At 52.4% G+C, this 23,733-nt stretch carries 20 protein-coding genes; 18 read left to right on the forward strand and 2 right to left on the reverse strand.

Going from position 1 to position 23,733, the window contains the following annotated elements:
• The first annotated feature begins 13 nt into the window (after nucleotides 1-13).
• From CRO08_RS01165 to CRO08_RS01225, 13 genes are all read left to right on the forward strand, one after another.
• Nucleotides 14-235 carry a DUF1490 domain-containing protein gene (locus CRO08_RS01165; protein WP_097034730.1) on the forward strand — a complete coding sequence of 74 codons (222 nt, stop codon included), beginning with the start codon at nucleotides 14-16 and terminating at the stop codon, nucleotides 233-235.
• A 51-nt stretch (nucleotides 236-286) separates the two neighbouring features.
• Entirely contained in the window at nucleotides 287-2,368 is a 2,082-nt protein-coding gene (locus CRO08_RS01170) for a heavy metal translocating P-type ATPase (protein ID WP_097034731.1), read from the forward strand.
• Between the two features lie 440 nt (nucleotides 2,369-2,808).
• Complete coding sequence (locus CRO08_RS01175) at nucleotides 2,809-3,138, forward strand: transposase (protein ID WP_097034692.1); 330 nt, start codon at nucleotides 2,809-2,811, stop codon at nucleotides 3,136-3,138.
• 17 nt (nucleotides 3,139-3,155) lie between these two features.
• Nucleotides 3,156-4,004, forward strand: a complete 849-nt coding sequence (locus tag CRO08_RS01180; protein WP_176495013.1) for an IS3 family transposase — start codon at nucleotides 3,156-3,158, stop codon at nucleotides 4,002-4,004.
• A gap of 56 nt (nucleotides 4,005-4,060) precedes the next feature.
• Nucleotides 4,061-4,330 (forward strand): hypothetical protein, encoded by a 270-nt coding sequence (locus CRO08_RS01185; RefSeq protein WP_141398184.1) that lies wholly within the window; start codon nucleotides 4,061-4,063, stop codon nucleotides 4,328-4,330.
• Between the two features lie 114 nt (nucleotides 4,331-4,444).
• Nucleotides 4,445-4,948: a DUF3990 domain-containing protein gene (locus CRO08_RS01190; protein WP_097034733.1), complete on the forward strand. Its 504-nt coding sequence runs from the start codon at nucleotides 4,445-4,447 to the stop codon at nucleotides 4,946-4,948.
• A gap of 1 nt (nucleotide 4,949) precedes the next feature.
• Nucleotides 4,950-5,189 (forward strand): hypothetical protein, encoded by a 240-nt coding sequence (locus CRO08_RS01195; protein ID WP_097034734.1) that lies wholly within the window; start codon nucleotides 4,950-4,952, stop codon nucleotides 5,187-5,189.
• Complete coding sequence (locus CRO08_RS01200) at nucleotides 5,186-5,389, forward strand: DUF3791 domain-containing protein (protein ID WP_097034735.1); 204 nt, start codon at nucleotides 5,186-5,188, stop codon at nucleotides 5,387-5,389. The genes CRO08_RS01195 and CRO08_RS01200 overlap by 4 nt, the downstream gene beginning before the upstream one ends.
• 753 nt (nucleotides 5,390-6,142) lie before the next feature.
• Nucleotides 6,143-7,318: an FISUMP domain-containing protein gene (locus CRO08_RS01205; RefSeq protein ID WP_176495017.1), complete on the forward strand. Its 1,176-nt coding sequence runs from the start codon at nucleotides 6,143-6,145 to the stop codon at nucleotides 7,316-7,318.
• Entirely contained in the window at nucleotides 7,260-8,048 is a 789-nt protein-coding gene (locus CRO08_RS01210; protein ID WP_255252194.1) for an FISUMP domain-containing protein, read from the forward strand. Before CRO08_RS01205 ends, CRO08_RS01210 begins: the two co-directional genes overlap by 59 nt.
• Nucleotides 8,049-8,093: 45 nt before the next feature.
• Nucleotides 8,094-8,396 carry a hypothetical protein gene (locus CRO08_RS01215; RefSeq protein WP_097034738.1) on the forward strand — a complete coding sequence of 101 codons (303 nt, stop codon included), beginning with the start codon at nucleotides 8,094-8,096 and terminating at the stop codon, nucleotides 8,394-8,396.
• Nucleotides 8,397-8,408: 12 nt separating this feature from the next.
• Nucleotides 8,409-10,130, forward strand: a complete 1,722-nt coding sequence (locus CRO08_RS01220) for a hypothetical protein (RefSeq protein ID WP_097034739.1) — start codon at nucleotides 8,409-8,411, stop codon at nucleotides 10,128-10,130.
• Between the two features lie 233 nt (nucleotides 10,131-10,363).
• Nucleotides 10,364-11,041, forward strand: a complete 678-nt coding sequence (locus tag CRO08_RS01225; protein WP_255252195.1) for a fibrobacter succinogenes major paralogous domain-containing protein — start codon at nucleotides 10,364-10,366, stop codon at nucleotides 11,039-11,041.
• Nucleotides 11,042-11,123: 82 nt separating this feature from the next.
• On the opposite strand, the gene CRO08_RS01230 is transcribed toward CRO08_RS01225, so the two are convergent.
• On the reverse strand, nucleotides 11,124-11,801 hold the full coding sequence (locus CRO08_RS01230) for a DUF3800 domain-containing protein (protein ID WP_141398185.1): 678 nt from the start codon (nucleotides 11,799-11,801) through the stop codon (nucleotides 11,124-11,126).
• Between the two features lie 233 nt (nucleotides 11,802-12,034).
• Here CRO08_RS01230 and CRO08_RS01235 point away from each other — a divergent pair, with 233 nt between their 5' ends.
• Genes CRO08_RS01235 through feoB form a run of 3 tightly spaced genes read left to right on the forward strand, consistent with a single transcriptional unit; the run spans nucleotide 12,035 to nucleotide 15,038 of the window.
• A complete protein-coding gene (locus tag CRO08_RS01235) occupies nucleotides 12,035-12,460 on the forward strand; it encodes a metal-dependent transcriptional regulator (RefSeq protein WP_097034742.1) in 426 nt (141 codons plus the stop codon).
• 11 nt (nucleotides 12,461-12,471) lie between these two features.
• The gene (locus CRO08_RS01240) at nucleotides 12,472-12,711 is read left to right on the forward strand and encodes a FeoA family protein (protein WP_072799394.1); all 240 of its coding nucleotides are present in this window, start codon (nucleotides 12,472-12,474) and stop codon (nucleotides 12,709-12,711) included.
• The gene (gene feoB / locus CRO08_RS01245) at nucleotides 12,711-15,038 is read left to right on the forward strand and encodes a Fe(2+) transporter permease subunit FeoB (RefSeq protein WP_097034743.1); all 2,328 of its coding nucleotides are present in this window, start codon (nucleotides 12,711-12,713) and stop codon (nucleotides 15,036-15,038) included. The genes CRO08_RS01240 and feoB overlap by 1 nt, the downstream gene beginning before the upstream one ends.
• 105 nt (nucleotides 15,039-15,143) lie before the next feature.
• Here feoB and CRO08_RS01250 read toward each other — a convergent pair whose 3' ends face one another.
• Nucleotides 15,144-17,264 (reverse strand): glutamine synthetase III, encoded by a 2,121-nt coding sequence (locus CRO08_RS01250; RefSeq protein WP_097034744.1) that lies wholly within the window; start codon nucleotides 17,262-17,264, stop codon nucleotides 15,144-15,146.
• Between the two features lie 425 nt (nucleotides 17,265-17,689).
• Between CRO08_RS01250 and gltB the strand changes: the two genes are divergently transcribed.
• Together gltB and CRO08_RS01260 are read left to right on the forward strand one after the other, a co-directional pair.
• Nucleotides 17,690-22,108, forward strand: a complete 4,419-nt coding sequence (gene gltB, locus CRO08_RS01255; RefSeq protein ID WP_097034745.1) for a glutamate synthase large subunit — start codon at nucleotides 17,690-17,692, stop codon at nucleotides 22,106-22,108.
• Nucleotides 22,109-22,280: 172 nt separating this feature from the next.
• The gene (locus tag CRO08_RS01260; protein WP_097034746.1) at nucleotides 22,281-23,645 is read left to right on the forward strand and encodes a glutamate synthase subunit beta; all 1,365 of its coding nucleotides are present in this window, start codon (nucleotides 22,281-22,283) and stop codon (nucleotides 23,643-23,645) included.
• Nucleotides 23,646-23,733: the final 88 nt, after the last annotated feature.

Consider the following 23,733-nt stretch of genomic DNA (forward strand, 5'->3'; position numbering starts at 1 on the left):
AAAGGAGTAAACTATGTCCGTATGGAAAAATGAAAAGTTCTGGTGTGTGGTGGCCGGTGTCGTTGGCCCGACAATCATCAAGAAGATTCTCAAGGCTCCCAAAACTCGCGAGTATGCGGTCAAGGGACTTGCCGAAGGCATGAAGATTACTGCTGACGCCAAGGCCGCCTTCCAGGATATGAAGGACGAAGCTGCAGACATCTGCAACGACGCGAAGAAAGAAGCGGAGAAATAGACGAAAGAACGGACCTTTCGGTCCTACAGACGAAAGACGAAAGAGTTTTCGATGAAATGTAGAATCGTTTACGATAAGCCGGGGCGTATCCGCTTTCGGGCGGGGGCCTACGCGTTTGAAAAAATGCATGAACCGCGCATCCACAAGGCATGCGTGAGTGAACCTTATGTCCAGAAAGCGGTAGTCCATTCGGAAAACGGCGGCATTCTGCTGGAATACGAAGACGGCTATCGTGAACAGGTGATTGATTTTGTCCGGAATCTGGACATCGCGAACCTCCCTGATAGCGAGCCCGCTACTGAATATCAACTGCAGGAACTCGACACGCGATTCAAGAACCGGCTTGCGTTCATGATTGCGCGGCGTTACCTGGCCAAGTTGCTGATCCCTGCCCCCATTCGTACGGCACACCTGATTTACAGGGGCCTCAAGTTTGTGGCGAAGGGCTTGAACTGTCTTGGCGAAGGAAAACTTTCTGTCGAGGTGTTGGACGGTGCCGCCATCGGGGCAAGCATCTTGCAGCGCAATTACGAATCGGCAGGGACCATCATGTTCCTGCTGAACGTGAGCAGCCTTCTGGAAGATTACACCAAGGCGCGTACGCGAACCGCCCTTACCGCAAGCCTTGCCGTGAAGGTAGACCGCGTGTGGGTTGTCAAGGACGGCGTCGATGTTCAGGTGCGCATGCAGGATGTCCAAGTGGGCGACCTCGTGCGCGTGCGTTCCGGCAGCATGATTCCGGTGGACGGAACCGTTGCGGAGGGCGATGCTTTCGTGAACGAAGCGACCATGACGGGCGAATCGCAGGCGGTCCACAAGACTGTCGGGAAGTCCGTTTTCGCGGGCACCGTCGTGGACGAAGGCTCCATTGTGGTGTCGGTGCGCGCCGTGAGCGGCAACACCAAGATCCAGAAAATCATCGAGCTCATCGACCGCTCCGAAGACCTGAAGGCCTCTATCCAGAGCCGCGCCGAACGCCTGGCCGACGGAATTGTGCCGTTCAGCTTTATCGGATTCGGGCTCACGCTCCTGTTTACGCGCAACATCACCAAGGCCGTCTCGATTCTGATGGTGGACTATTCTTGCGCCATCAAGCTTTCCACCCCGATTTCGGTGATTTCGGCGCTGCGCGAAGCGGCCGACCGCAACATGACCGTGAAGGGCGGCAAGTACCTGGAAGAATTTGCGCTTGCCGACACCATCGTTTTCGACAAGACGGGAACGCTCACCAAGGCGGAACCGAAACTCGAACGCGTGATTCCGTTCGGAAACCGCAGCGAAGAAGAAATTCTCCGCATTGCGGCCTGCATCGAGGAACATTTCCCGCATAGCATGGCACGCGCCATTGTGCGTGGTGCCGCCGAACGCGGAATCGACCACGAAGAAGAACACGCCGATGTCAAGTACATTGTGGCGCATGGAATCGCGACGACTCTCGACGGTGAACGCGCCGTTATCGGCAGCAAGCATTTCGTCGTCGAAGACGAAAAAATTGCAGTGGGCGAGGAGGAACAGAAAAAGATCGACGAACTCGCCGGAGCCGCATCCGTGATTTACCTTGCCATTGGCGGGAACCTTGCGGGCGTGCTTTGCATTAGCGACCCTCCACGAGACGAAGCCGCCGAAGCCATCCGCATGCTCCGTGAACGCGGAATCAAGCATGTGGCGATGATTACCGGCGACAGCCAAAAGGCCGCTGAACGCACGGCGCAACTTTTGGGCATTGATACCTTCTTTGCGCAGGTGCTGCCCGAAGACAAGCACCGCTATGTGGAAAAAATGAAGGCCGAAGGCCGCCGCGTGATTATGGTGGGCGATGGAATCAACGATGCGCCCGCATTGGCCGCCGCGAACGTGTCGGTCGCCATGAGCGATGCCAGCGACATTGCCCGCGAAACCGCCGACGTGACCCTCCGCAGCGAAGACCTGCGCGACCTCGCCGAACTCCGCGCATTGAGTACGCAGCTCATGGAACGCATCCAGGCGAACTACCGCTTTATCGTCGCCTTCAACACGTCGCTCCTGGCCGCAGGATTCTTCGGAATACTTGCCCCCTCGACCTCGGCCCTGCTGCATAACCTCTCGACCATGGCGATTTGCGCCAAGAGCATGACGCCGTTGAAGCAGGCGTAGGGACCCTCCGCCTAAAAAATCGGGCATAATTAACGAAAAACGCCCCTGCTCAGAGCTACTTGAGCGGGGGCGCAATCGTTCCCAAAGAGACACAAGGAGGGAATTGGATTTTTGCTTCAACCAGACAAGCCCGGGTCCAAAAGCTATGGCAACAATCAGAATTAGACTTGTCTAACTAAAAGTTAGATAAATCTAACTAGAAAAACAAGGGGAAAATTGCTGAAATTTTGTAAAAATTTCATTTCAAAGTTAGATTTGTCTAAAAAAGTATGGCTGTTGTAATATTTTTAGCCTTGCCTAATTAGTTTTATTAAACTATATTAGCCTCGTCTAAATAAGGCAAGTTGATATGGACCATACAAAACTGGACCATGCAGGAGTTTAATAAGAGGGTAGCATAAGCTACTATATTCATTGCGCAACCCCCAAAAGGTAAAACAATGGCAAAAATCAACTATAGCTCCGAGACAAGGGAACAGGTCATCAAGCTGGTCCTGAAAGGCGAAAAGTCAGCAAACCAAATAGCCAAGGAACTCGGAATCGGGCCCAATACAGTCGGTCGGTGGGTAAACGAGTACCGCAAGGAACACAACCTGCCGAGCTACCGCGAGGAACGGCGAATCCGCAAGGTGTCCGTCGAGGAACTCGCCGCCAAGAACAGGGAACTGGAAAAACTCCTGAAGAAGCGTGAAAAGGAGCTTGCGGACGAGAAGGAGACGGTAGAGATCCTAAAAAAATCCCTGCACATCTTTATGCGACCACACGACTGAAATGCGAGGCGATACACGTGAACCGCAAGAAATACTCAGTCAGGAAGATGTGCAGAGCCCTAGGAATACCGCAGTGTTCCTACTACCAGTGGTCGCGCCAGCAGGAAAAACGTGCCGAGAAGAAGGCCCGCGAAGAACGGCTTGTCCAGAAGGTCCGCGACACCTTCGAAGAAAACCACCGCGTGTACGGTTGCCCGAAGATGCAGGCGGCACTCCATGACAAGGGTGACGAGGTAAAGGTGTGGAAACTGCGCCGCATCATGCGCGAGAACGGTCTCTATCCGGTCACGCTCAAGAAATGGAAACCCTACCGCAAGGGCAAATGTGACTCCATGTACAGCGAGAACCTGGTGCAGCGGAAGTTCGATCCCGACAGTCTGAACGCCGTCTGGGCCGGCGACATCACCTACGTCAAGACTACGCTTGGCTGGGTGTACCTTGCCGTGGTACTTGACCTATGCAACAAGGAGGCGGTGGGTTATGCCGTGAGCAAGAACATCGACACGGAACTTGTCAAGCGCGCGTTGTCCAATGCCATCATGCAACGCGGCCATCACGACGGACTAATCTTCCATTCCGACCGTGGCGTGCAGTACAGCAGCATGGGCTACCGCACGATGCTCTCGGAGAATGGGATAACGCCCTCGATGAGCGCCCCGGGCTGCCCCTACGACAACGCCTGCATGGAAAGCTTCTTCGCAAGCTTCAAGAAGGAGATGGCCTACAGGCGAGACTTCAAGGACATCGAAGACGTGCGGGAGGCCGTTTTCAGGTACATCGAGCTGTTCTACAACCGGAAACGGCTCCATAGTTCGCTCGGTTACATGACACCGGTGGAATATAGGCTGTCAAAACAGGCTGCCTAGACCACAAGGGTATACCACTTAACAAGAAAAAAGGATATATTTTAACTTAACCGGTAATGAATATGGTCGTTCATGAACCCACTATTAAAAAAACTACAAATCCATTGGCTGAATTCATCAAGTTCGGCATTCCTGTGGAATACCACACCAACACGCTGGATGACGACGATGATACTGCCGCTACGTTCAATGTCGGTGCCCGCGCCTACATTACGCCGGTTGAAAACCTCGAAATCACGGCGTTTGGCATGGTGGATATCCCCGTGCAGGACAACGAGGACGATACCGCACTGCATTTCGGTCTCGAAACCGTGTTCAGCTTCTAGTTACTTCATAGAATGCTCAAAAGGGGCTGCGGCAATTGCCGCGGCTCTTTTTCTTTATGCTATGCCACAAATAGCGCTATTGACATTTTAATCTCAAATATATAGATTAGCGCTATGCCATCAAATGAAACTGTTCTTTATCACGGAAGCAATGTCGAAGTCAAAACCCCCGAACTTCGCCAGTCAACGCATGCACTTGATTTTGGTGCAGGTTTTTACACGACCTTGAATATAGAACAGGCGAGAAATTTTGCTTCAAAGGTGGCCGAGCGGGAACATTCGTCCAACGCGGTCGTTTCCGTTTATAACATCGATCTAGATGCTCTAAAAGCGACTAAGCGGGGGCTCTGGTTCGATAGCCCGACCGAGGAATGGCTTGATTTTGTCAGCGATAACCGTTCCGGGAAAATACAGGATTCGCCGTACGATTTTATTTATGGACCCGTTGCAAATGATACCATTTTCAAGACATTTATCGCCTACCAGAACGGCATTCTCAGTAAGCAGGATACTATTGAGCGTTTGCGCGTGAAAAAATTGTACAATCAGCTGGTGTTTAAAACCATGGCGGCCATTGAATATCTATCTTTTGATCGTTCCTTTCAGGTAAAGGTTTGATATGCCCGACGAAGAATTCAAGGCGACTTTGCAGATGCTTGTGCCGATGGTTGTCGAGACCATCTGCAAGCAATATGGCATGGATGAATTTTCCGCCCTGCATTCGTTGTATGTGTCGCGGCTCTATAGCGACTTGGAACGCGAACGGACGAAACTTTGGCACCTGAGCCCGCTAGCCTTGGCGGAGCTTTGGCATCAGGAAGTCACGACCGGCAAAATTGTTTACCCGGAGGAAGCATGAGTGTTGAAATGGAATTCGGCATTTGCTGCCTTGAGGAGTATAAGTTCCGGCATAAAATAACCGGTCGCGATGCAATTGAACTTTTCAAGAAGTTCGGTGTGATGGATTATCTGGTACGCCATTACGATGCCTTGCATACGACTGGTTTTGGCTATTGCGTTCAGGATATCGATAAGTTCATCGCGAACCGCTCTGCTTAAAAATTGATACTCTATTACCAAATCTCATAAAAAAGTGCAGATTTGGTAAAAGCAAGAGTGGCGGAATCGCTATCCATTCGGTCTGATTTTGTATTTCCAATCGGTGTGATTCTGCATTTCCATTCGGTATGATTTTGTGAAATTGCCGAAATTTAAGCAAAAATGATTAGTTCGTTAAGGGTTGGGGAGGGGGCGTACTCCAAATTGGACTATCCCGCACCCATAGGAAAATGGTGATTTTACGCAAATTTCGTGCTTCAAAACGCTTTTTCGTGTAAATTTTTGTTGCGGAATAGGGGCTTATAAGTTATTTTTAGAGGGTAAAAAGAGTTTTTGCTCTTGTCTTCTACACGAAATCTAGACAATTTCAAAACACGAGGACAAGGCGAACGCTCACGCAGGTGCGCCGTTTATGCGGCGCGCCTCGGTTTGCTATACCGGCTTTTAGTCGGTCTTTGGTCGTATCTGACCAAAAGCAACAGCCCGTTTGGGGCGTGGGTCGTTTGCGTTTATCGTGTTGAGGCAAGTCTAGAGCCCCGTGTAGGTAAATGCAATGACCTGCGCCCTTTTTGTATTCTCGAAATCGGCACGAATCCTTGCTGGCAAGGGCGAGCTCCGGAAGTTTGAACGGAGGCAGTCATGGCTTGGAATAAAACAGCGGAATTCACATGTGTCGTTACGAACTTGCTGAAGGTGTGCGTAACAATCTCTTTCACCCTTCTCCTGGCAGCCTGCGGAGACTCAAGTACGACTATGGCTCCGAATGAACAGGAATCGAGCGGTAGTCTGAATGCTGGATTTTTTATTAGTAGCCAGAATATAGAATCGTCCTCTTCATTATCCAGTAGCGAATTTGTTCCGTTAGTGGCACCTTGTAAGACCGAAACGGGAGACAACTGCGAGTATGGTAAATTGGTGGACAATAGAGATGGTCAGACCTACAAGACTGTTAAAATTGGTACGCAGACCTGGATGGCGGAGAACTTGAACTACAAAGTGGACTCCAGCTTCTGTTACAATAATGAAGAAAGCTATTGCTCCAAGTATGGAAGACTTTATTCGTGGGCGGCGGCGGTAGGCAAATCGGAGGCGGAATGTGGTTATGGGTATATCTGCTCGTTGCCGTCGGGAAAAATCCGGGGCGTTTGTCCCGAAGGCTGGCACTTGCCCGACTCGACGGAATGGAATGTTTTGTTTGATGCGGTTGGGGTAAAAAAAATCGGCACCAAGGTGTTAAAGTCTATGTCCGGTTGGGATAATAATGGCTCGGATGCCTATGGTTTTTCTGCGCTTCCTGCCGGCTTGCGGCAGTCCACCAGAGGTAATTTTTACGGAGAAACTGCTACTTTTTTCTGGAGTGCCTCCGAGGTAGATGGCTATTGTGTAGACATCAAGGGTATCCCAAACGATCATTCATGCATCATTGCAAAAGACTGGGATGCCTCTGTTCGTTGTGTTCAGGACGATGCATCTGTGCAAAACTCAATAATCAGTAGCAGCTCCATAAAGTCCTCGTCTAGCGAGGTACAATACGGAACATTGACGGACTCCCGCGACGGTCAAACCTACAGGACGGTAACAATCGGGAAGCAGATTTGGATGGCGGAAAACCTCAATTTCAAAATGGATTCCAGTTTCTGTTATGACAATAAAGAAATTAATTGCGCCAAGGGTGGAAGATTTTATAAATGGGATTACGCGCGTTATGTGTGTCCAGCCGGCTGGCATCTGCCCACAAAAGACGAATGGAATGTGCTGATTGCTACAGTCGGTGGCTTATCGATTGCTGCTAAAAGACTCAAATTCACTTCCGGTTGGTCTTGGCCCACTCCTAGTATCGGTACCAGTGGCAGCAAGGATACGGATATGTATGGCTTCTCTGCAGTTCCTGCTGGCTATTGGGGGGGGGTGGCCTTACGAATTTCATAGAGGTTCTGCGTTTTTTTGGAGTGCCACTGACACCACTGTCAACACTGCTTTCGCTATGAGAATTTCGAGTAGGGAAGAGTGCACTATAGAATTCCCTAATCGGAAGTACGCCCTCTCGGTTCGTTGTCTTAATGATACTGGCGTGGCGGTAAAACCTTGTAAAAATGGAACGGAAGACAATTGCGTGTATGGTGAATTGGTGGACAATCGCGATGGTCAGACCTACAAGACTGTAAAGATTGGCGACCAAGTGTGGATGGCGGAAAATTTGAATTACGAGGTTGACTCTAGTTTTTGCTACAACGATTCTGCAGAATATTGCGAGAAATATGGTCACCTTTACACATGGGATGCTGCGACAGTGGCATGCCCGAGTGGTAGTCACCTGCCTAGTCTGGCCGAATGGAAAATCTTGATTGAGGCTGTTGGCGGTGGGCCGATTGCTGTTACTGCACTTCAGTCCACCTCTGGCTGGTCTAATGGAGACGTTGGAACAGATTTATTCGGATTCTCGGTACTCCCTGCTGGTATAAGGATGGGAAGTAAGAGAGATTACTCCAGAGAGGGCAGTGAAGCGTACTTCTGGAGTTCTACTGCGGATATTAATGAAGCGCACTACATGACGTTGTACTACTATCCCGATAGGGATACATACCACGGTGTGTACTTTTACCGTGAAACTAAGAAACGTGCGCATTCTGTCCGTTGCCTTCTGGACTCCGCCGAGTAAAGACTCTATACCGTTTAAATTTCAAAACAAAAAAAGGAATCAACTATGACTACAAAGTTCATCATTCAATCTACTATCACTAAAATTTCTTCCTCTGGAACTATAGAGATTAAAGGGTGCGAGGGATACACCTTCAAGAAAGAAGGAACGGACATGAATCTTTTGCTGGAATGGGACGGCAATAAAAGTGCAAAAAGCGATGGTAGATTCTGTTTGAGAGAACAATATGAAAATTACAAATTGGATGGCAAATTAGTTGATTTCCTCCGTGATGCCGCTTGCAATAACAAAAAAGTCGAACTTGAAATAGAAAATGATACCGTCAAATTGGCTAAAATTCTTGCTTAATCAATTTAATCTATGCGCTCCTCCAATCCATCCTTCCCGGAAACGGTTTTGTTTATAGGTGCCGGTGCGACAGCCCAGCTGGGCATGCCGCAGAGCGACCTTCAGACAAAGATTTTTCGTGCTTTTTCTAGCAATGAGCCAAATGTTCGGCTGGAAGATATTCTTGCCGATTCCCGGCCGAAACGGATTTTTGGGATGACTCCCGCTTTTGAGGGTCGCAATCTTGAAATCATGGCCGCATTCATCCGGTTCCTAGGTGACGACTTGGAAAAGGATTGGAATGTCGTTGACGAAGATGACATGGCGAATGGTCGTATAGTGTTCGGAGAAAATGTTGACGAAAGGACCTTGCGCAGCCGTATTATGGAACTTCGTCGTGAATACGACTGGAATGCGCTGAAACAGATAATACCGGTATGCCCCCATGACGAGGGAGAAGACAACCTTATCCGCGATGTCTATACCATGATAGACATGAAGCTCCGTGACAAGCAGGGGATAAAGGTGCGTGGAAAGAACGGCAATGTTGTTCTCATTGAACCGAACCGTCTTCCGAAGGCGCGTAACTGTCTGGTCCTGTTCACGAATATCATTTTCGCCAATGCCTGGTATGGGCTTTCCAAGGGGAAACGCGCTGAACAGTTCCAGAAATATGTCCGCTTTATGGACTGTCTCGCCCGCATGATGCAGAAGGAGGGCGGCCGTTTTGCTAGCAGGTATGACAGGACAAGTCCCGCATTCTACAGACAATCGACTTCTATTATTACGCTCAATTTCGAGATTGTCTTTCTCTGGTTGCTTTTCAATGCAAACCGCAGGGTGAACCATGCTGGGTTCTATCTTCCAGAAACTTCGCAGAAAATGGAACAGTGGCTTGATTTTGGCGTGCCGAGCAAGAGCCGGAAGATTTCTGCGGTTTCCCGTGACCGTTCTACGGGTAGGTTCTCCTATTCGCAGGACGAAACTTCTGTATTTCGGGCAAACGAGTGCTGCAGTCCAGGCTCGCCTGTGGGACGGATAGGTTCGTTCTTCTTTGCGCATGGCTGCTGCAACTGGCGTGAGTGCCCTTCGTGCGGGCGCATGATGTATTATCTGGGTGACGAGTGGGGAGATAACTCCATACACGCAAATCCACCGTTTCCGGTTCCCTTGTTCGAAAATAACGATTTTAATCGGACAGAAAAGGAGAAGGAATGGAAAAAACGGCTACGCTATGATTCCCTTGAATGCATCAGTTGTGGTGAGCAAACTATTGCAAGCAATGCCCCGATGATTATGCAGACGATGATCAAGGGAATACCAACGTCATTCTTGGACGAAGTGCAGCGCGAATCGCGAGTGCTACTCCGCAAGGCTCGCCATATTGTGCTGTTCGGCTATCAGCTTCCGCCAGATGATGTCCTTTGGCAGGAGGCTTTTTCGGAAGCCATCAGGAGCCGTAAGGGAACTGAAGATGAAGCCTTCTGTACAGTGGTTGTTGGTCACTTGGGTGACAAACGCTGGATTCAGGGTGACGAGATGATGAAGGTTGTAGAAAAGTATCGGTATACCAGCGAGGCTATTGGTCGTGGTGTGAAAGCGATTATTAATGCGGTTGCTGTTTTCGGCAAGGATAGGGTTCGTGCCTATTGCGGTGGCATCCCTGATGTGTTTGGCGAAGGAACCGAGGCCGATGTGAAAGAAATTCTCTATCCCGAGTGGGTCGACTGGAAAGGGACCCGGCTTGAAAAATAGGATTTAGGTGACATTAAAAAGGAGAGGTGGCGATGCTTGCGAAGAACCTTCCCCAAAAAATACTTTGATTGGCGGTTTTGAATGCCATTTTGCAATTCACTGGCTGCGGTGACTCAAGTACGACTATGGCTCCGAATGAACAGGATCCGAGCGGTAGTCTGAATGCTGGATTTTTTATTAGTAGCCAGAGAATAGAATCGTTCTCCAGTAGTTCCGTGAGATCCTCGTCGGGCATGGATTCTAGATTTAGCAGTAGTGACCCTGCAAAACCATGTAAGACCGAAACGGAGGATAACTGCGAGTATGGTGAATTATTGGATAATCGCGATGGCCAGATTTACAAAACTGTGAAGATTGGCAATCAGGTGTGGATGGCGGAAAACCTCAACTACGAAACTACGGCTAGTTATTGCTACAATGATGAAACGGAAAACTGCACTAAGTACGGTCGTCTTTATACTTGGGCGGCAGCAATGGACAGTGCGGGAACATGGAGTACGAATGGCAAAGTCTGCGGTTATAGGAGGTCATGTTCGCCGACATATCCTGTGCGCGGAGTGTGCCCAGAAGGGTGGCATTTGCCTAGTAAAGATGAGTGGAATGCCATGTTCACTGTAGTCGGAGACACTTCTATTGCGGGCAAAATTTTAAAGTCTAAGGTGGGCTGGAATAAAGAAGGTAATGGTACTGATGCATTCGGGTTCTCGGCGCTCCCTGCAGGTATGAGGGACAATGGTGGTGATTTCAACTTCGCAGGCGATGGCACAGGCATCTGGAGTTCTACGGGGTACAGTAGTGAATATGCATATTTTATGGATTTTGACTATATCCGTGGCCGTGATGGTGCGCATCTACTCACCGACGGTAAGAGTCGTGCGTTCTCTGTCCGTTGCCTCAAGGACTCTGACTAGCAACAAGGCGGCAAACGAGTCATTGTGCTAGCCCAAGTCCGTGAGCAAGGCGCGCAATATCCGACCAACCGAGATTGGCAGATTAATTCCATTCCTTCTTTTTTAACGCCTTTAGGTAGTTCTGTTTCAAATCGCGTCTATTGCCAAAGAAGGTCATTTCTGATTTCGAAAAAAGACTGTTTTCAAGCTTTAGGCTTACAAGTTCCATGGTGCAAATAAAGTCTGCGACTTGGAACAACTTGTAATCGGCTGGCATCACTTTTCGGAAAATCGGATTCGGCAGGAGTGCGTTAAATACAGATGACAAAAGCCTGCTCACTTCGACCTGTCCGTTGTCATAGTAAATCTTGACATCATCAAAAGCAAGAAATTCATCGTAATGAGCCCTTATAAACGAAGATATCTGCTTCGAAAGTTTACCTGTCGCTTCTACAGAATCTTCGATGTGCTTCTTTTCGATGTAAAAACATTTGTATTTAACGTCAATTGAACGGATAAAGGCCATCATTTTGTTGAAAATACGCCGCCGGTTAACAATGTCCATATCTTTATAGATTTCTTCCTTGCGGATAATTGGACCAGTGTGAATGCAGAGGTTGTTAAGTCCCAGAAATGACAATTCTGTATCAAGATGATGGACTTTTTCCTGAATATCGGCATCCTGATTATGAAACACCATTGTTATGATGTAAAACGGGGAATGAAAACTGTAATCGCCAAAATCCCCCGACTCATCTATGAAAACACTTAATTCCTTCAAAATGCTTCCCTCCATAAAAAAAGCGAGGAACTTCCTCGCCAATAGATGGACCTGGGTCTTTCGACCAGCCCGATAATACTAATATAGTGTTTTTTAGGAAAAAAGTCAAGTCGTTTCACCCCCTTTTTTACCCCCATTTCCCAGAGTTTAGCCTTTACTAATTAGCCAAGGCTTTCTAAATTTAGCGTTGACTAATATATAAGGAGTGTTTTTCGTCTAATCGGAGCCGTCCTATGGAACAAGTAAAGTTAAGTCAGAGCCTTGAAGACTACTTGGAAATGGTGCACATGCTGCGCCTTGCGAACGGGATTGCCCGTGTTCGCGACATTGCGGCGGCGCTCAAGGTCAAGATGCCGTCGGTTGCCAAGGCGGTAATCGAACTCAAGAAACTCGGCCTTGTGACGCAGGAGCCTTACAGCGGCATCGAACTTACTTCGGAAGGTGCGCTTGTGGCGTCCCAGATTCTGAACCGTCACATTCTGCTGAAGAGTTTCCTGATAAAGCTCGGCGTGTCCGAGGCGATTGCCGACAAGGACGCCTGCTGCATGGAACACATTCTTTCGGCGGAGACTCTCGAGAAAATCGAGGAGTTCGTGAATGCCCCTAGTACGGGTGCGACGGCCAAAAAGTCGAAGACCGCTAAATCTACGAAAAAGTAAATCGTTGGTGTATGAATAACGAACCGAAGTTTTCGGAACTTAAAAAAGGCGACAAGGCCGAAATTATTGGATACAACACGGGTGATTCTCAGTACAAGTCCAAACTTTTGTCGATGGGGCTTGTGCGTGGCGTAGTGCTGCAGGTTTTGCAGGTGGCCCCGCTCGGCGACCCGGTCGAGGTGAGCGTGCTTTCGTACAGGCTTTCGCTCCGTAAACAAGAAGCCAATGTGCTCAAGTTGAGGAGAGTCTGATGCCTATCGAGAAAGAGATTTTTACGATTGCGATTGCGGGCAACCCGAACTGCGGAAAGACTGCGCTCTTTAACTCGCTGACCGGCTCGAACCAGATTGTGGGCAACTGGCCGGGCGTGACTGTCGAAAAGAAGGAAGGCCAGTTCAAGCTCGACAACCACACGATTCGCGTGGTGGACTTGCCGGGCATCTATGCGCTGTTCGCGAACTCCGAAGACGAACGCGCCGCTCTCGATTACCTGCTTAAGGGCGAGGCGGACTTGGTGGTGAACATCCTGGATGCCACGAACCTGGAACGCAACCTGTTCCTCACGAGCCAGCTGATGGAAAAGGGCGTGCCGATGGTCTTGGCAGTGAACATGATGGACATCGCGGCGAGTCGCGGCATCCATGTGGACCTGCACAAGCTCGAAGAAATCCTCGGCGTGACGGCGATTGGCCTCACGGCGGTTTCGCCCAAGAGCTGCGAAGGTTTTGTGAACGACTTGCACAAGCTGCTGCATAACAGCCGCGAGCTTCCGCTCCCGAAGGCGGTCAAGCATTCCGAGGTCCTTGAAAAGTTGATTGAAGAAATTGCGGTGCCGCTCAAGCCCGTTGCCGACAAGCTTGGCGCAAGCCCCCGCTGGACAGCGGTGCAGTACCTGGAGCATAGCGGGCGAGTTTTGGAACTTGCCGACGAACTTGGTGTCGAAATCCCGCATGACAAGATTGAGGAGGACTTGGGCGAAGAGGTGGAATTTGCGCTGGCTGATTCCCGCTACTCCTATGCCCGCGACATCGCAAAGGCGGTCATCCGCGACAACACTACCAAGCGCACGCGAACTGACAAGCTCGACAAGCTCTTCTTGAACCGCATTCTGGGAATACCGCTTTTCCTAGTCGCCATGTATCTGGTGTTCTGGTTTGCGGTGAAGGTCGGTAGCGCGTTTATTGATTTCTTCGACATTTTGTTCGGTGGCATTTTCGTGGAAGGCATGACGGAACTGTTGACGAAGATTGGCGCGCCGGGCGTTGTCGTGGCGCTGTTGGCGAACGGCATCGGTACGGGCATCCAGACGGTGTCAACATTCATTCCGGTCATCTTCTTCATGTTTCTTTGTCTTTCGTTCCTTGAAGATTCCGGCTATATGTCGCGTGCGGCGTTCGTAGCGGATCGCTTTATGCGGTTTCTCGGGCTCCCGGGCAAGGCGTTCGTGCCGATGATCGTGGGCTTCGGCTGCTCGGTGCCGGCGCTCATGGGCACGCGTACGCTCGAAAACAAGCGCGAACGCTTTTTGACCTTGTTCCTGGTGCCGTTCATGAGTTGTGGCGCACGCCTCCCGGTGTATGCGCTGTTCGGTGCGGCGTTCTTCGGTGAAAGCGCGGGGACGCTCGTGTTCGGAATTTACCTGACAGGCGTCGTGATTGCGTTGATTTACGGCCTGCTCTTGCGCCATACGGTTTTCATGGGCAAGGAATCGACGTTCATTATGGAACTGCCGCCTTACCATTTGCCCAAGGTGCGCAACCTTTTCCGCCACGCATGGCTCCGCCTCAAGGAATTCGTTTTCCGCGCGGGCAAGGTCGTGCTCATTATGGTGACGGTGCTTGGCTTTATGGGCTCCGTCGGCACAGATGGTAGTTTCGGCAACGACAACAACGAAAAGTCGGTGCTGAGCGCCGTGGGCACGGTGATTACGCCGGTGTTTGAACCCTTCGGTGTCGAACGCGATAACTGGCCTGCATCTGTCGCGCTCTTTACGGGGCTTTTTGCGAAAGAGGCGATTGTCGGAACGCTCAATTCGCTGTATGCTATCGAGGGCACGGGCGACGAGGGGGAGGCCGGCGCAGCTCCAGACGAGAACGAGGCCCTTCGACAGGCTCAGGGACCTGAGTCGTCATTTAGCCTAAAATCTACCGTGAAAGATGCTCTCGTGAGTGTCCCGGCGAATTTGGTAGAAGTCTTTACCTCGATTGCGAACCCGCTGGGCGTCAAGGATGCGATCGATGAATCCGAAAGTGCCGGAAACGAAGGTGCGTACAAGACGATGCAGGCACATTTCAACCTCGGTCGCTTCCAGGTGCTGGCTTACCTGCTGTTCATCTTGCTCTATGTGCCATGCCTCGCCGCCATGGGAACCGCCTTCCGCGAACTCGGGCGTTTTTACGGGACGCTCATGATGGTGCTTCAGACGGTTATCGGCTGGAGTCTCTCGGTACTGTTCTTCCAGGTGACCTGCGGGCATTCCGTCGCATTAATCGTGACTTCACTCGTGCTTCTCGCCGGTGTGGTCGTGAGCCTCGTGCTGATTGGCCGTGACCAGCGCAAGAAGAAGGTATTCGACTAACGCTGTTCTCTAGAAGTTTATTGTAAAAAGGAAAGACCGTGCGCCTTGTGGACGCACGGCCTTGTGTCTATTGAGCAATAAGGAGGAGTGTGCTTGTGAAGGGGATTAGTAAATAAACAACATCTCGCGATACTTCGGCAGGGGCCACTTCTCGTCGGGGATAACCTTTTCGAGCTTGTCCACCTGCACGCGGAGATCCGCCATCGCTTCGAGGATGTTCTCGTGCTTTTCGCCCAGGGCCTTTTCCATGCGCTCGATTGCAGAGGCGAGAGCCTTGTAGCCTTCACCGAGTTCCTGTGCGTAGGAATCCACCGCGGCAAAGCCCTGTTCCTTGGCCATGGCGTTGGTCTTGAGGGCCGCACTGTAGGCGCAGAGCACCTGCGGCAAGATGACGTTCTTCGCGATGTCGTCGGAAATCTTTCCTTCGATGTGAATCTTCTTGTGGTATTCTTCCAGGTTCACCTCGTAGCGGGATTCCAGTTCGCGCTTGTTGAACACGCCGTACTTTTCGAAGAGGGCGACGTTTTCCGCCTTGTTCAGGGCCTGGAGCGCTTCCATGGTGGTGCGGGTGTTGGGGAGGCCACGCTTGGCCGCTTCTTCCACCCACTCGTCGGTGTAGCCGTTGCCGTTGAAGATAACGCGCTTGTGTTCCTTCACGATCTTCTGCAGCAAGGACTGCAGTTCTTCGTGGAACTTGTCAGCCGGAACCTTTTCGAGCTTGTCTGCGATGATGTCGAATGCTTCGGCAACAATCGTGTTCAAGATGACGTTGGGTTCGGAGCAGCTCTGGCTGGAGCCCGGAGCGCGGAATTCGAACTTGTTGCCGGTGAAGGCGAACGGAGAAGTACGGTTACGGTCGGTCGCGTCGCGCGGGAGAGGCGGCAGCGTGTCGGAACCGAGCTTCATGACGCCAGCCTGCTTGCTGGACTTGGGGTCGCCCTTTTCAAGCTGGTCGATGACGTCGGCAAGCTGGTCGCCGAGGTACATGGAGATGATTGCCGGAGGAGCCTCGTTGGCACCGAGACGGTGGTCGTTGCCGGCACCCGAAACTGCCATGCGGAGCAGGTCGGCGTGAGTATCCACGGCGTAAATCACCGCGCAGAGCGTAGTGAGGAAGATGGCGTTCTGGTGCGGGTCCTTGCCCGGGTTCAAGAGGTTCGTCTTGCCGTAGTTCACCGACCAGTTGTTATGCTTGCCGGAGCCGTTGATGCCAGCAAACGGCTTTTCGTGCAGCAGGCACACGAGGCCATGACGGTCGGCGACCTGGCGGAGCACTTCCATAATCTGCATGTTGTGGTCGCAGGCGAGGTTCACTTCCTCGAACATCGGGGCAAGTTCGAACTGTGCCGGAGCGACTTCGTTGTGGCGGGTCTTGGCCGGAATGCCGAGCTTCCAGAGTTCCTTTTCCACGTCGTTCATGAAGTTCAAGATGCGGGCAGGAATGCTACCAAAGTAATGGTCTTCCATCTGCTGGTGCTTTGCCGGAGCTGCACCGAACAGCGTTCGGCCGGCCTGGTACAGGTCGGGGCGCTGCAGGTAGAAACGCTTGTCAATCAGGAAGTATTCCTGTTCGGCACCGAGAGTGACGGTGACCTTCTGCTGGGCAACGCCGAACATGCCCATGAGGCGATCGGCGGACTTCTGCAGGGCCTGAATGGAGCGGAGCAGCGGAGTCTTCTTGTCCAAGGCTTCGCCGGTGTAGCTACAGAATGCAGTCGGAATGCAGAGCGTGGCGCCGTTACCGTGACGCTTGATGAATGCGGGCGAGGTCGGGTCCCAGGCGGTGTAGCCGCGGGCTTCGAAGGTGGAACGCAGGCCGCCGCTCGGGAAACTGGACGCGTCCGGTTCGCCCACGATCAGGTTCTTGCCGCTGAAGGCCATGATGGCCTTGCCGTTTTCGGGTTCCAGGAAGGAGTCGTGCTTTTCGGCGGTAGAACCGGTGAGCGGCTGGAACCAGTGCGTGAAGTGGGTGGCACCCCGGTCGATTGCCCACTTCTTCATGGCGTGTGCGACTTCGTTCGCGATGCTCGCGTCAAGCGGTGCGCCCTCGTCGATGGTGGCGAACAGTTTCTTGCAGATGTCCTTGGGCAGGTAGGCGCGCATGGCCTCCGCGTTAAAGACGTCCTCGCCGTAAAAGTCGAGACTTGCGGGTGCTGCGGGCATGTTTGCGCCCGCGGCTTCGCTCGCGATTTCCTTGATGGCCTTCAGCCTGTATTCGTTGCTCATTGTGAGTCTCCTAGTTTGAAATTTTTTCGGAGACCCTATTGCAAAATGTGTGCCAAAAGTGAAAATGGCGAAATTCTGCAAAAACCCAAAAAGCAGACCGGTTACAGAAATTGATGACTTTCCAAAATTTGAAAATTTCTCTCTACTATTACGAAAAACGTAAATCTGAAGCTGTTGAAAAAGGTTCTAGCCGCAGCACCAACTATTTTCAAAAATTGTAATTGCATAATTCCTTTTTACGAAAAGTGAAAATGTAGAGGCGTGTAGTTTGAGCGATATTCTTTCGTTCTTTACATTTTCTTTCCGCTTTTTCAATAATTGGCGGGTAATTCCAGAAATTGGCACGGAATTTGCAAAGCCTTTTCGCAAAAATAGGAATAATGCGCGAATTTGAGAATGATTCGCAAAATTAGGAAAGGACGAGTATGAACGCTCAAGCACTTTACGATCCGGCCAACGAACACGACGCCTGCGGTGTTGGCCTGGTCGCCAATATTAATAATGTTGCCTCGCACCAGATTGTGCTGCAGGGCATTACCGTTTTGAAGAGGCTCATGCACCGCGGTGCAGCAAGTGGAGACCCGGAAACCGGCGACGGTGCGGGTCTCTTGCTTTCGATGCCTCACAAGTTTTTCTGCAAATTGTACCCGGAACTGCCTGCGCGTTACGGCGTGGCGATGTTCTTTGTGGAGAACACGCTTGCGGCGGATGCCTTTGACGCGAAAATCAAGGAGATTGCCGCTGCCGAGGGTGTGAAGGTGCTGAATTTCCGCGAGGTGCCGGTGAATCCCGAAAAGATTGGCCGCACGGCCCGCGAGACCTTGCCGCATATCCGCCAGGTGTTCTTTGACGGTTCCGCTTTTGAAAATGACTGCGCATTTGATATTAAGTTGTATGTGGTGCGTCGCCTGATGGAAAAGGCTTGCAAGGGTCTTTATGTTTGCAGCTGCAGCCGCCGTAGCATCGTCTATAAGGGCCTGCTTCTGGCCAGCCAGATTGAGAGTTTCTACAAGGACCTGAACGATCTCGATTTCGAGAGCCCGATTGCCCTTGTTCACCAGCGCTACTCCACGAATACGTTCCCCACGTGGCCGCTGGCGCACCCGTTCCGCTACCTCGCTCATAACGGCGAAATCAATACCCTGCGCGGTAACCTGAACAGCCTGCGCGCTCGCGAGCCGCAGCTGAAAAGCGAAATTATCGGCGATGACTTGCAGAAGCTCTTGCCGCTGGTTCCGGCGGGGCAGAGTGACTCGGCTAGCCTTGACAACATGTTTGAGCTTCTCGTCGCTGCGGGTCGTAGCCTTCCGCATGCGATGATGATGCTCATGCCGCAGGCTTGGGGCCAAAAGCATTACTTGGGTCGCGATGTGCGTGGGTTCTTCGAATACGAATCTATGCTTATGGAACCGTGGGACGGTCCGGCCGCCGTGGCGTTCAGCGATGGCGTGAATGCGGGTGCGATTCTCGACCGCAACGGCCTCCGTCCGGCGCGTTACACTCTGTGTAAAGACGGTCTTTTCGTGATGGCCTCCGAGACGGGCGTGCTGGATTTGCGTGATGACGAGGTGGAAGAAAAGGGCCGCCTCAAACCCGGCGAAATCATTTATCTGGATTTGGAAAACCACCGTATTCTGAAGAATGCGGAGATGAAGGCGCAGGTGGCCCGCGCCAAGCCTTACCGCCGCTGGGTTGCCGAAAATAAGATGAGCGTTCGCGGGCTCTTTAGTGAAATCAACCCGTCCGAAGTTCCCGACGACATTCTGGTGCAGCAGAAGCGTTTTGGCTACTCTGCAGAAGACCTCTCCATCATCTTGCAGCCTATGGCCAAGAACGGGGCAGAGCCGATTGGCTCCATGGGTAACGATGCCGCACTGGCTGTACTTTCGGACAAGCCACAACCGCTGTTCAACTACTTCAAGCAACTGTTCGCTCAGGTGACTAACCCGCCGATTGACCCGATTCGCGAAGAGCTGGTGATGAGCCTTACGACATACATCGGGAACCACGGCAACATTCTGGAAGAAACTCCGGAACAGGCGCACCTTATCAAGATTCCGCGCCCGATTGTGACCGAAGATGAAATCCGCCGCTTTGAAAATATCGGCGACAAGGCGTTCAAGGCGAAGGTGCTCAAGATGCAGTTCCCGCTGGGCGGTGACGGCTCCGTGCTGGAAGCGGCCCTGCAGAATTTGGCCGGCGATGCCGTGCGTGCGGTGAACGACCACTACGATATCATCGTGCTTTCGGACAAGAACATCGACTGGGGCTACGTGCCTATGCCTTCGCTCTTGGCGACGGCTTGCGTGAACCGTGCCCTGGTGGAAGCGGGTGTTCGCCCCGAAATCGGCCTGATCGTGCAGAGCGGTGAAGTGCGCGAAGTGATGCACTTTGCGTTGTTGCTCGGCTATGGTGCCACGGTCATCAACCCGTATCTCGCCTTCGAAAGCATCACCAACATGTGCCACAACGGCGACCTGGATGTGGACCCGGTGACGGCTGCTGCAAATTATGTAAAGGCTGTCGATAAGGGGCTGCTCAAGATTATGTCAAAGATGGGTATCTCCACCCTCCGCAGCTATCGCAGCGCTCAGATTTTCGAAGCCGTGGGCCTGAATCACGAACTCATCGAGAAGTTTTTGCCGGGTACGGCCAGCCGTATCGAAGGTATCGGCCTGGAAGAAATTGCCCGTGAAGTGGGCGAGCGCCAGAAGATTGCCTTTGCCGATGCAAGCAAGGTGCTGCAGTCGGGCGGCCAGTATGCGTTCCGCAAGGAAGGCGAGAAACACCTGTGGACTCCGCAGTCTCTTGCCGCATTCCGCCAGGCGGTGCAGGGTGGCGACTATGAGAAGTTCAAGGTCTACAGCAAGCTGATTAACGACCAGTCCGAACGTCAGGCGACTTTGCGCGGGCTCTTCAAGTTCAAGGCTGCAACGCCGATCGATATTGGTGAAGTCGAAGGCCGCGAATCCATCGTGAAGCATTTTGTGGCGGGTGCCATGAGCCTTGGCTCCTTGAGCCCGGAAGCCCACGAGACTATTGCCATTGCGATGAACCGCATCGGTGCCATGAGCAACTGCGGTGAAGGTGGTGAAGACCCTGACCGCGATACTCCGGCTGCAAACGGCGATATCCGCAGTTCCGCGATTCGCCAGGTTGCCTCGGGCCGCTTTGGCGTAACCATCGATTATCTGCGCCATGCAAAGGATTTGCAGATTAAGATGGCCCAGGGCGCAAAGCCCGGTGAAGGTGGCCAGTTGCCGGCTCACAAGGTGAACGAGTTCGTGGCGCGCATCCGTCACAGCATTCCGAATGTGTCGCTGATTTCTCCGCCGCCGCATCACGACATTTACTCCATCGAAGATTTGGCGCAGCTCATTTATGACCTGCGCAACGCCAACCCGAAGGCCCGTGTTTCCGTGAAGCTCGTGTCCGAAGTGGGCGTGGGTACGATTGCCGCGGGTGTCGCGAAGGCCCATGCCGACGTGGTGCTGATTTCCGGTCACGATGGCGGTACTGGTGCATCTCCGCTCACTTCCATCAAGCATGCAGGCCTCCCGTGGGAACTCGGTATTGCCGAAGCGGAACAGACGCTGGTGCTGAACGATTTGCGCGGGCGCATCAAGCTCCAGGTGGATGGCCAGCTCAAGACGGGCCGTGACGTGGTGGTGGCTGCCCTCCTCGGTGCTGAAGAATTCGGATTTGCAACAAACCTGCTGGTAAGTCTCGGTTGCGTGATGGACCGCAAGTGCCATACGAACAAGTGCCCCATGGGTATCGCCACGCAGGATCCTGAATACCGCAAGCGTTTTGCGGGCAAACCCGAATACGTGGAAAACTTCCTCTATTTCATTGCCGACGAAGTCCGCGAGATTCTCGCAAGCCTTGGCCTGCGCTCGTTGGCCGAAGCCTGCGGCCGTAGCGACTTGCTGGAACGGGACGAAGCTATTGCCTTCTACAAGGCGCACAACCTGGACTTCAGCAAGATTTTCGAAACCGTCAATGGCGGCATCAAGTCCTTCGACAAGAACTTCGTGAAGGAACCGCTTGAAAACTTCGACCGTCGTGAACTCCTGCCGTTTGTGGCCGACACGCTCAAGAGTGGCGCTTCGGTGGAACTTTGCACGGTGGTGCACAACGTTGACCGTACGGTGGGTACGGAACTTTCCGGCGAGGTGGATGAACACTTCGGTGTGAAGGGCCTCCCCGAAGATACCATCAAGATTCACCTGCAGGGTGTCGCGGGCCAGAGCTTCGGTGCATTCCTCGCTCCGGGTATCACTCTCGATTTGCAGGGCGAAGCGAACGACTTTATGGGCAAGGGTCTTTCGGGCGGTAAGATTATCGTGCGCCCGCCGAGCAACGCAAGCTTCAAGGCCGAAGATAACGTGATCGCGGGTAACGTCATCGGTTATGGCGGAACCTCGGGCAAGATTTTCATCAACGGCCTCGCGGGCGAACGCTTTGGCATCCGCAACTCCGGTATGCTCCTGGTCAGCGAAGGCGTGGGCGATCACGGCTGCGAATACATGACGGGCGGTCGCGTTGTGGTACTTGGCCGCGTGGGCGTGAACTTCGCCGCGGGTATGACAGGTGGCTTTGCCTATGTCTATGATGAGACTGGCCACTTTGACCTGAGCTGCAACGTGGATTCCGCCGACCTTGAAAGCGTGCTTCCGGGTACCGAGAGCGAAAGCGAACTGCTCGACATCATCAAGCAGCACGTTGAAGCGACGGGCAGCGAGAAGGGCAAGCGCATTCTGGAAAACTGGAACAGCGAACGCCCGAAATTCGTGAAGATCTTCCCGGTGGATTACAGGAACGCATTGGCGAAGAAGGCTTAAAGTTGTCATCCTGAGCAAGCGTAGCGCGTCGAAGGATCTCAAGGCTCGTTAGATTCTGCTCCTTCGAACCTAAGAATTGTAGAGCAACAAGTTGCTAACAATTCTATATCGACTCCGCCTAACGGCTTCGCTCAGAATGACACGTAGGAAAATTTATAACCAGAGATCTGATATGCAACAAATTAATCGCATACAAGACATCTACCGCCCTGTCGAAGAGCGTGTCAAGGACAACAACGAAGTTGAGCGCAAGCTCACCTCGATAGAAATCATCGGCCAGGCGGAACGCTGCCATACCTGCGGAATCCCCTTCTGCCATGGTGCGGGTTGCCCCCTCGGAAACCTCGTTCCCGAATTCAATGCGGCGATTGCTGCCGGGAATGCGGAACGGGCCTACGATATCATCAGCAAGACGGCGTTCTTCCCGGAGTTTACGGGCCGCGTTTGTCCCGCGCTTTGCGAGTCCGCTTGTACCGGCAACGTGCATAACGACCCGGTGATGGTTCGCCAGATCGAGAAGTTCATCATCGAGACTGCCTTCGAGGAAGGTCGCGTGGTGCTCCCGACGGCTGAACCCAATGGAAAGTCTGCCGCCGTCATCGGCTCTGGTCCTTCGGGGCTCTTTGCTGCCGAGGCATTACGCCGCAAGGGATATGCTGTCACGGTCTTCGAGAAGCATGCGAAGGCGGGTGGCCTGCTGCGCTACGGCATCCCGAACTGGAAACTCGACAAGTCCATTATCGACCGCCGCATCGCCCTGCTCGAAGCTGCCGGAATTAAGTTTGTCTACAATACCGAAATCGGCAAGGACATTGCCGCAGAATACGTCCACAAGAATTATGACGAGGTGTTCCTCGCCATCGGTACGCCGAATGCCCGCGATTTGAAAATCCCTGGCCGCGAAGCCGAAGGAATTTTCCTTGCCCTCGATTTTTTGCACGGTGCCGAAATGCCGGGTGAAAGCAATCCCGAAAAGTTCAGCGCGAAGGGCCGCAAGGTCCTGGTAATTGGCGGTGGCGATACGGGTAACGACTGCGTGGGCAAGGCCATCCGTGAAGGCTGCGAAAGCGTGCTCCAGGTGGAATTCATGCCCAAGCCTCCCGAGGAACGTTCCCCGTCTACGCCGTGGCCCGACTGGCCGTACATGCTGCGCACGAGCTACGCTCAGCACGAAGGCGGTGAACGCCGCTGGAATGTTTCTTCCAAGCAGTTCATTGTGAAGGACGGTCGCGTGGCAGGCGTAGAAGCGGTTCGCGTAGAATGGGAAATGTCCCCGCAGGGTCGCCCGCTCAAGCCTGCTGAAGTCCCGAATTCTACTGAAGTCATCGATACCGACCTGGTGGTGCTCGCGATGGGATTCACCGGTGTGCCTGCCGAAGGCATCGTGAACGACCTGGGCCTGCAACTCACTCCGCGTACGGCAATTATCGCAGATCCTGCCCGACACATCCATGCGGTGGGCGACTGCGCAAATGGCGCGTCCCTTGTGGTCCGCGCCATGGCCGACGCTAAGGCGAAAGTCGCAGCGCTGAAGTAACGACCGCCTGTTGATTCTTGCGGGAATGAAAATGTTTGTCGTAATATAAACTGCAACTGATTATTGTAATATAAACTGCGCACGGAAT

Source organism: Fibrobacter sp. UWT3 (assembly GCF_900230125.1).
Taxonomy (GTDB): domain Bacteria; phylum Fibrobacterota; class Fibrobacteria; order Fibrobacterales; family Fibrobacteraceae; genus Fibrobacter.

Bases quoted from the DNA above. Each gene is read 5' to 3' on its own strand.
- CRO08_RS01220 (WP_097034739.1), top strand. From the start codon at position 8,409: ATGCGCTCCTCCAATCCATCCTTCCCGGAAACGGTTTTGTTTATAGGT.
- CRO08_RS01200 (WP_097034735.1), top strand. From the start codon at position 5,186: ATGAGTGTTGAAATGGAATTCGGCATTTGCTGCCTTGAGGAGTATAAG.
- gltB (WP_097034745.1), top strand. From the start codon at position 17,690: ATGAACGCTCAAGCACTTTACGATCCGGCCAACGAACACGACGCCTGC.
- CRO08_RS01215 (WP_097034738.1), top strand. From the start codon at position 8,094: ATGACTACAAAGTTCATCATTCAATCTACTATCACTAAAATTTCTTCC.
- CRO08_RS01210 (WP_255252194.1), top strand. From the start codon at position 7,260: ATGGCTTCTCTGCAGTTCCTGCTGGCTATTGGGGGGGGGTGGCCTTAC.
- CRO08_RS01165 (WP_097034730.1), top strand. From the start codon at position 14: ATGTCCGTATGGAAAAATGAAAAGTTCTGGTGTGTGGTGGCCGGTGTC.
- CRO08_RS01225 (WP_255252195.1), top strand. From the start codon at position 10,364: ATGGATTCTAGATTTAGCAGTAGTGACCCTGCAAAACCATGTAAGACC.
- CRO08_RS01250 (WP_097034744.1), bottom strand. From the start codon at position 17,264: ATGAGCAACGAATACAGGCTGAAGGCCATCAAGGAAATCGCGAGCGAA.
- CRO08_RS01240 (WP_072799394.1), top strand. From the start codon at position 12,472: ATGAATAACGAACCGAAGTTTTCGGAACTTAAAAAAGGCGACAAGGCC.
- CRO08_RS01235 (WP_097034742.1), top strand. From the start codon at position 12,035: ATGGAACAAGTAAAGTTAAGTCAGAGCCTTGAAGACTACTTGGAAATG.
- feoB (WP_097034743.1), top strand. From the start codon at position 12,711: ATGCCTATCGAGAAAGAGATTTTTACGATTGCGATTGCGGGCAACCCG.
- CRO08_RS01195 (WP_097034734.1), top strand. From the start codon at position 4,950: ATGCCCGACGAAGAATTCAAGGCGACTTTGCAGATGCTTGTGCCGATG.
- CRO08_RS01185 (WP_141398184.1), top strand. From the start codon at position 4,061: ATGAATATGGTCGTTCATGAACCCACTATTAAAAAAACTACAAATCCA.
- CRO08_RS01175 (WP_097034692.1), top strand. From the start codon at position 2,809: ATGGCAAAAATCAACTATAGCTCCGAGACAAGGGAACAGGTCATCAAG.
- CRO08_RS01190 (WP_097034733.1), top strand. From the start codon at position 4,445: ATGCCATCAAATGAAACTGTTCTTTATCACGGAAGCAATGTCGAAGTC.
- CRO08_RS01170 (WP_097034731.1), top strand. From the start codon at position 287: ATGAAATGTAGAATCGTTTACGATAAGCCGGGGCGTATCCGCTTTCGG.
- CRO08_RS01205 (WP_176495017.1), top strand. From the start codon at position 6,143: ATGGCTCCGAATGAACAGGAATCGAGCGGTAGTCTGAATGCTGGATTT.
- CRO08_RS01260 (WP_097034746.1), top strand. From the start codon at position 22,281: ATGCAACAAATTAATCGCATACAAGACATCTACCGCCCTGTCGAAGAG.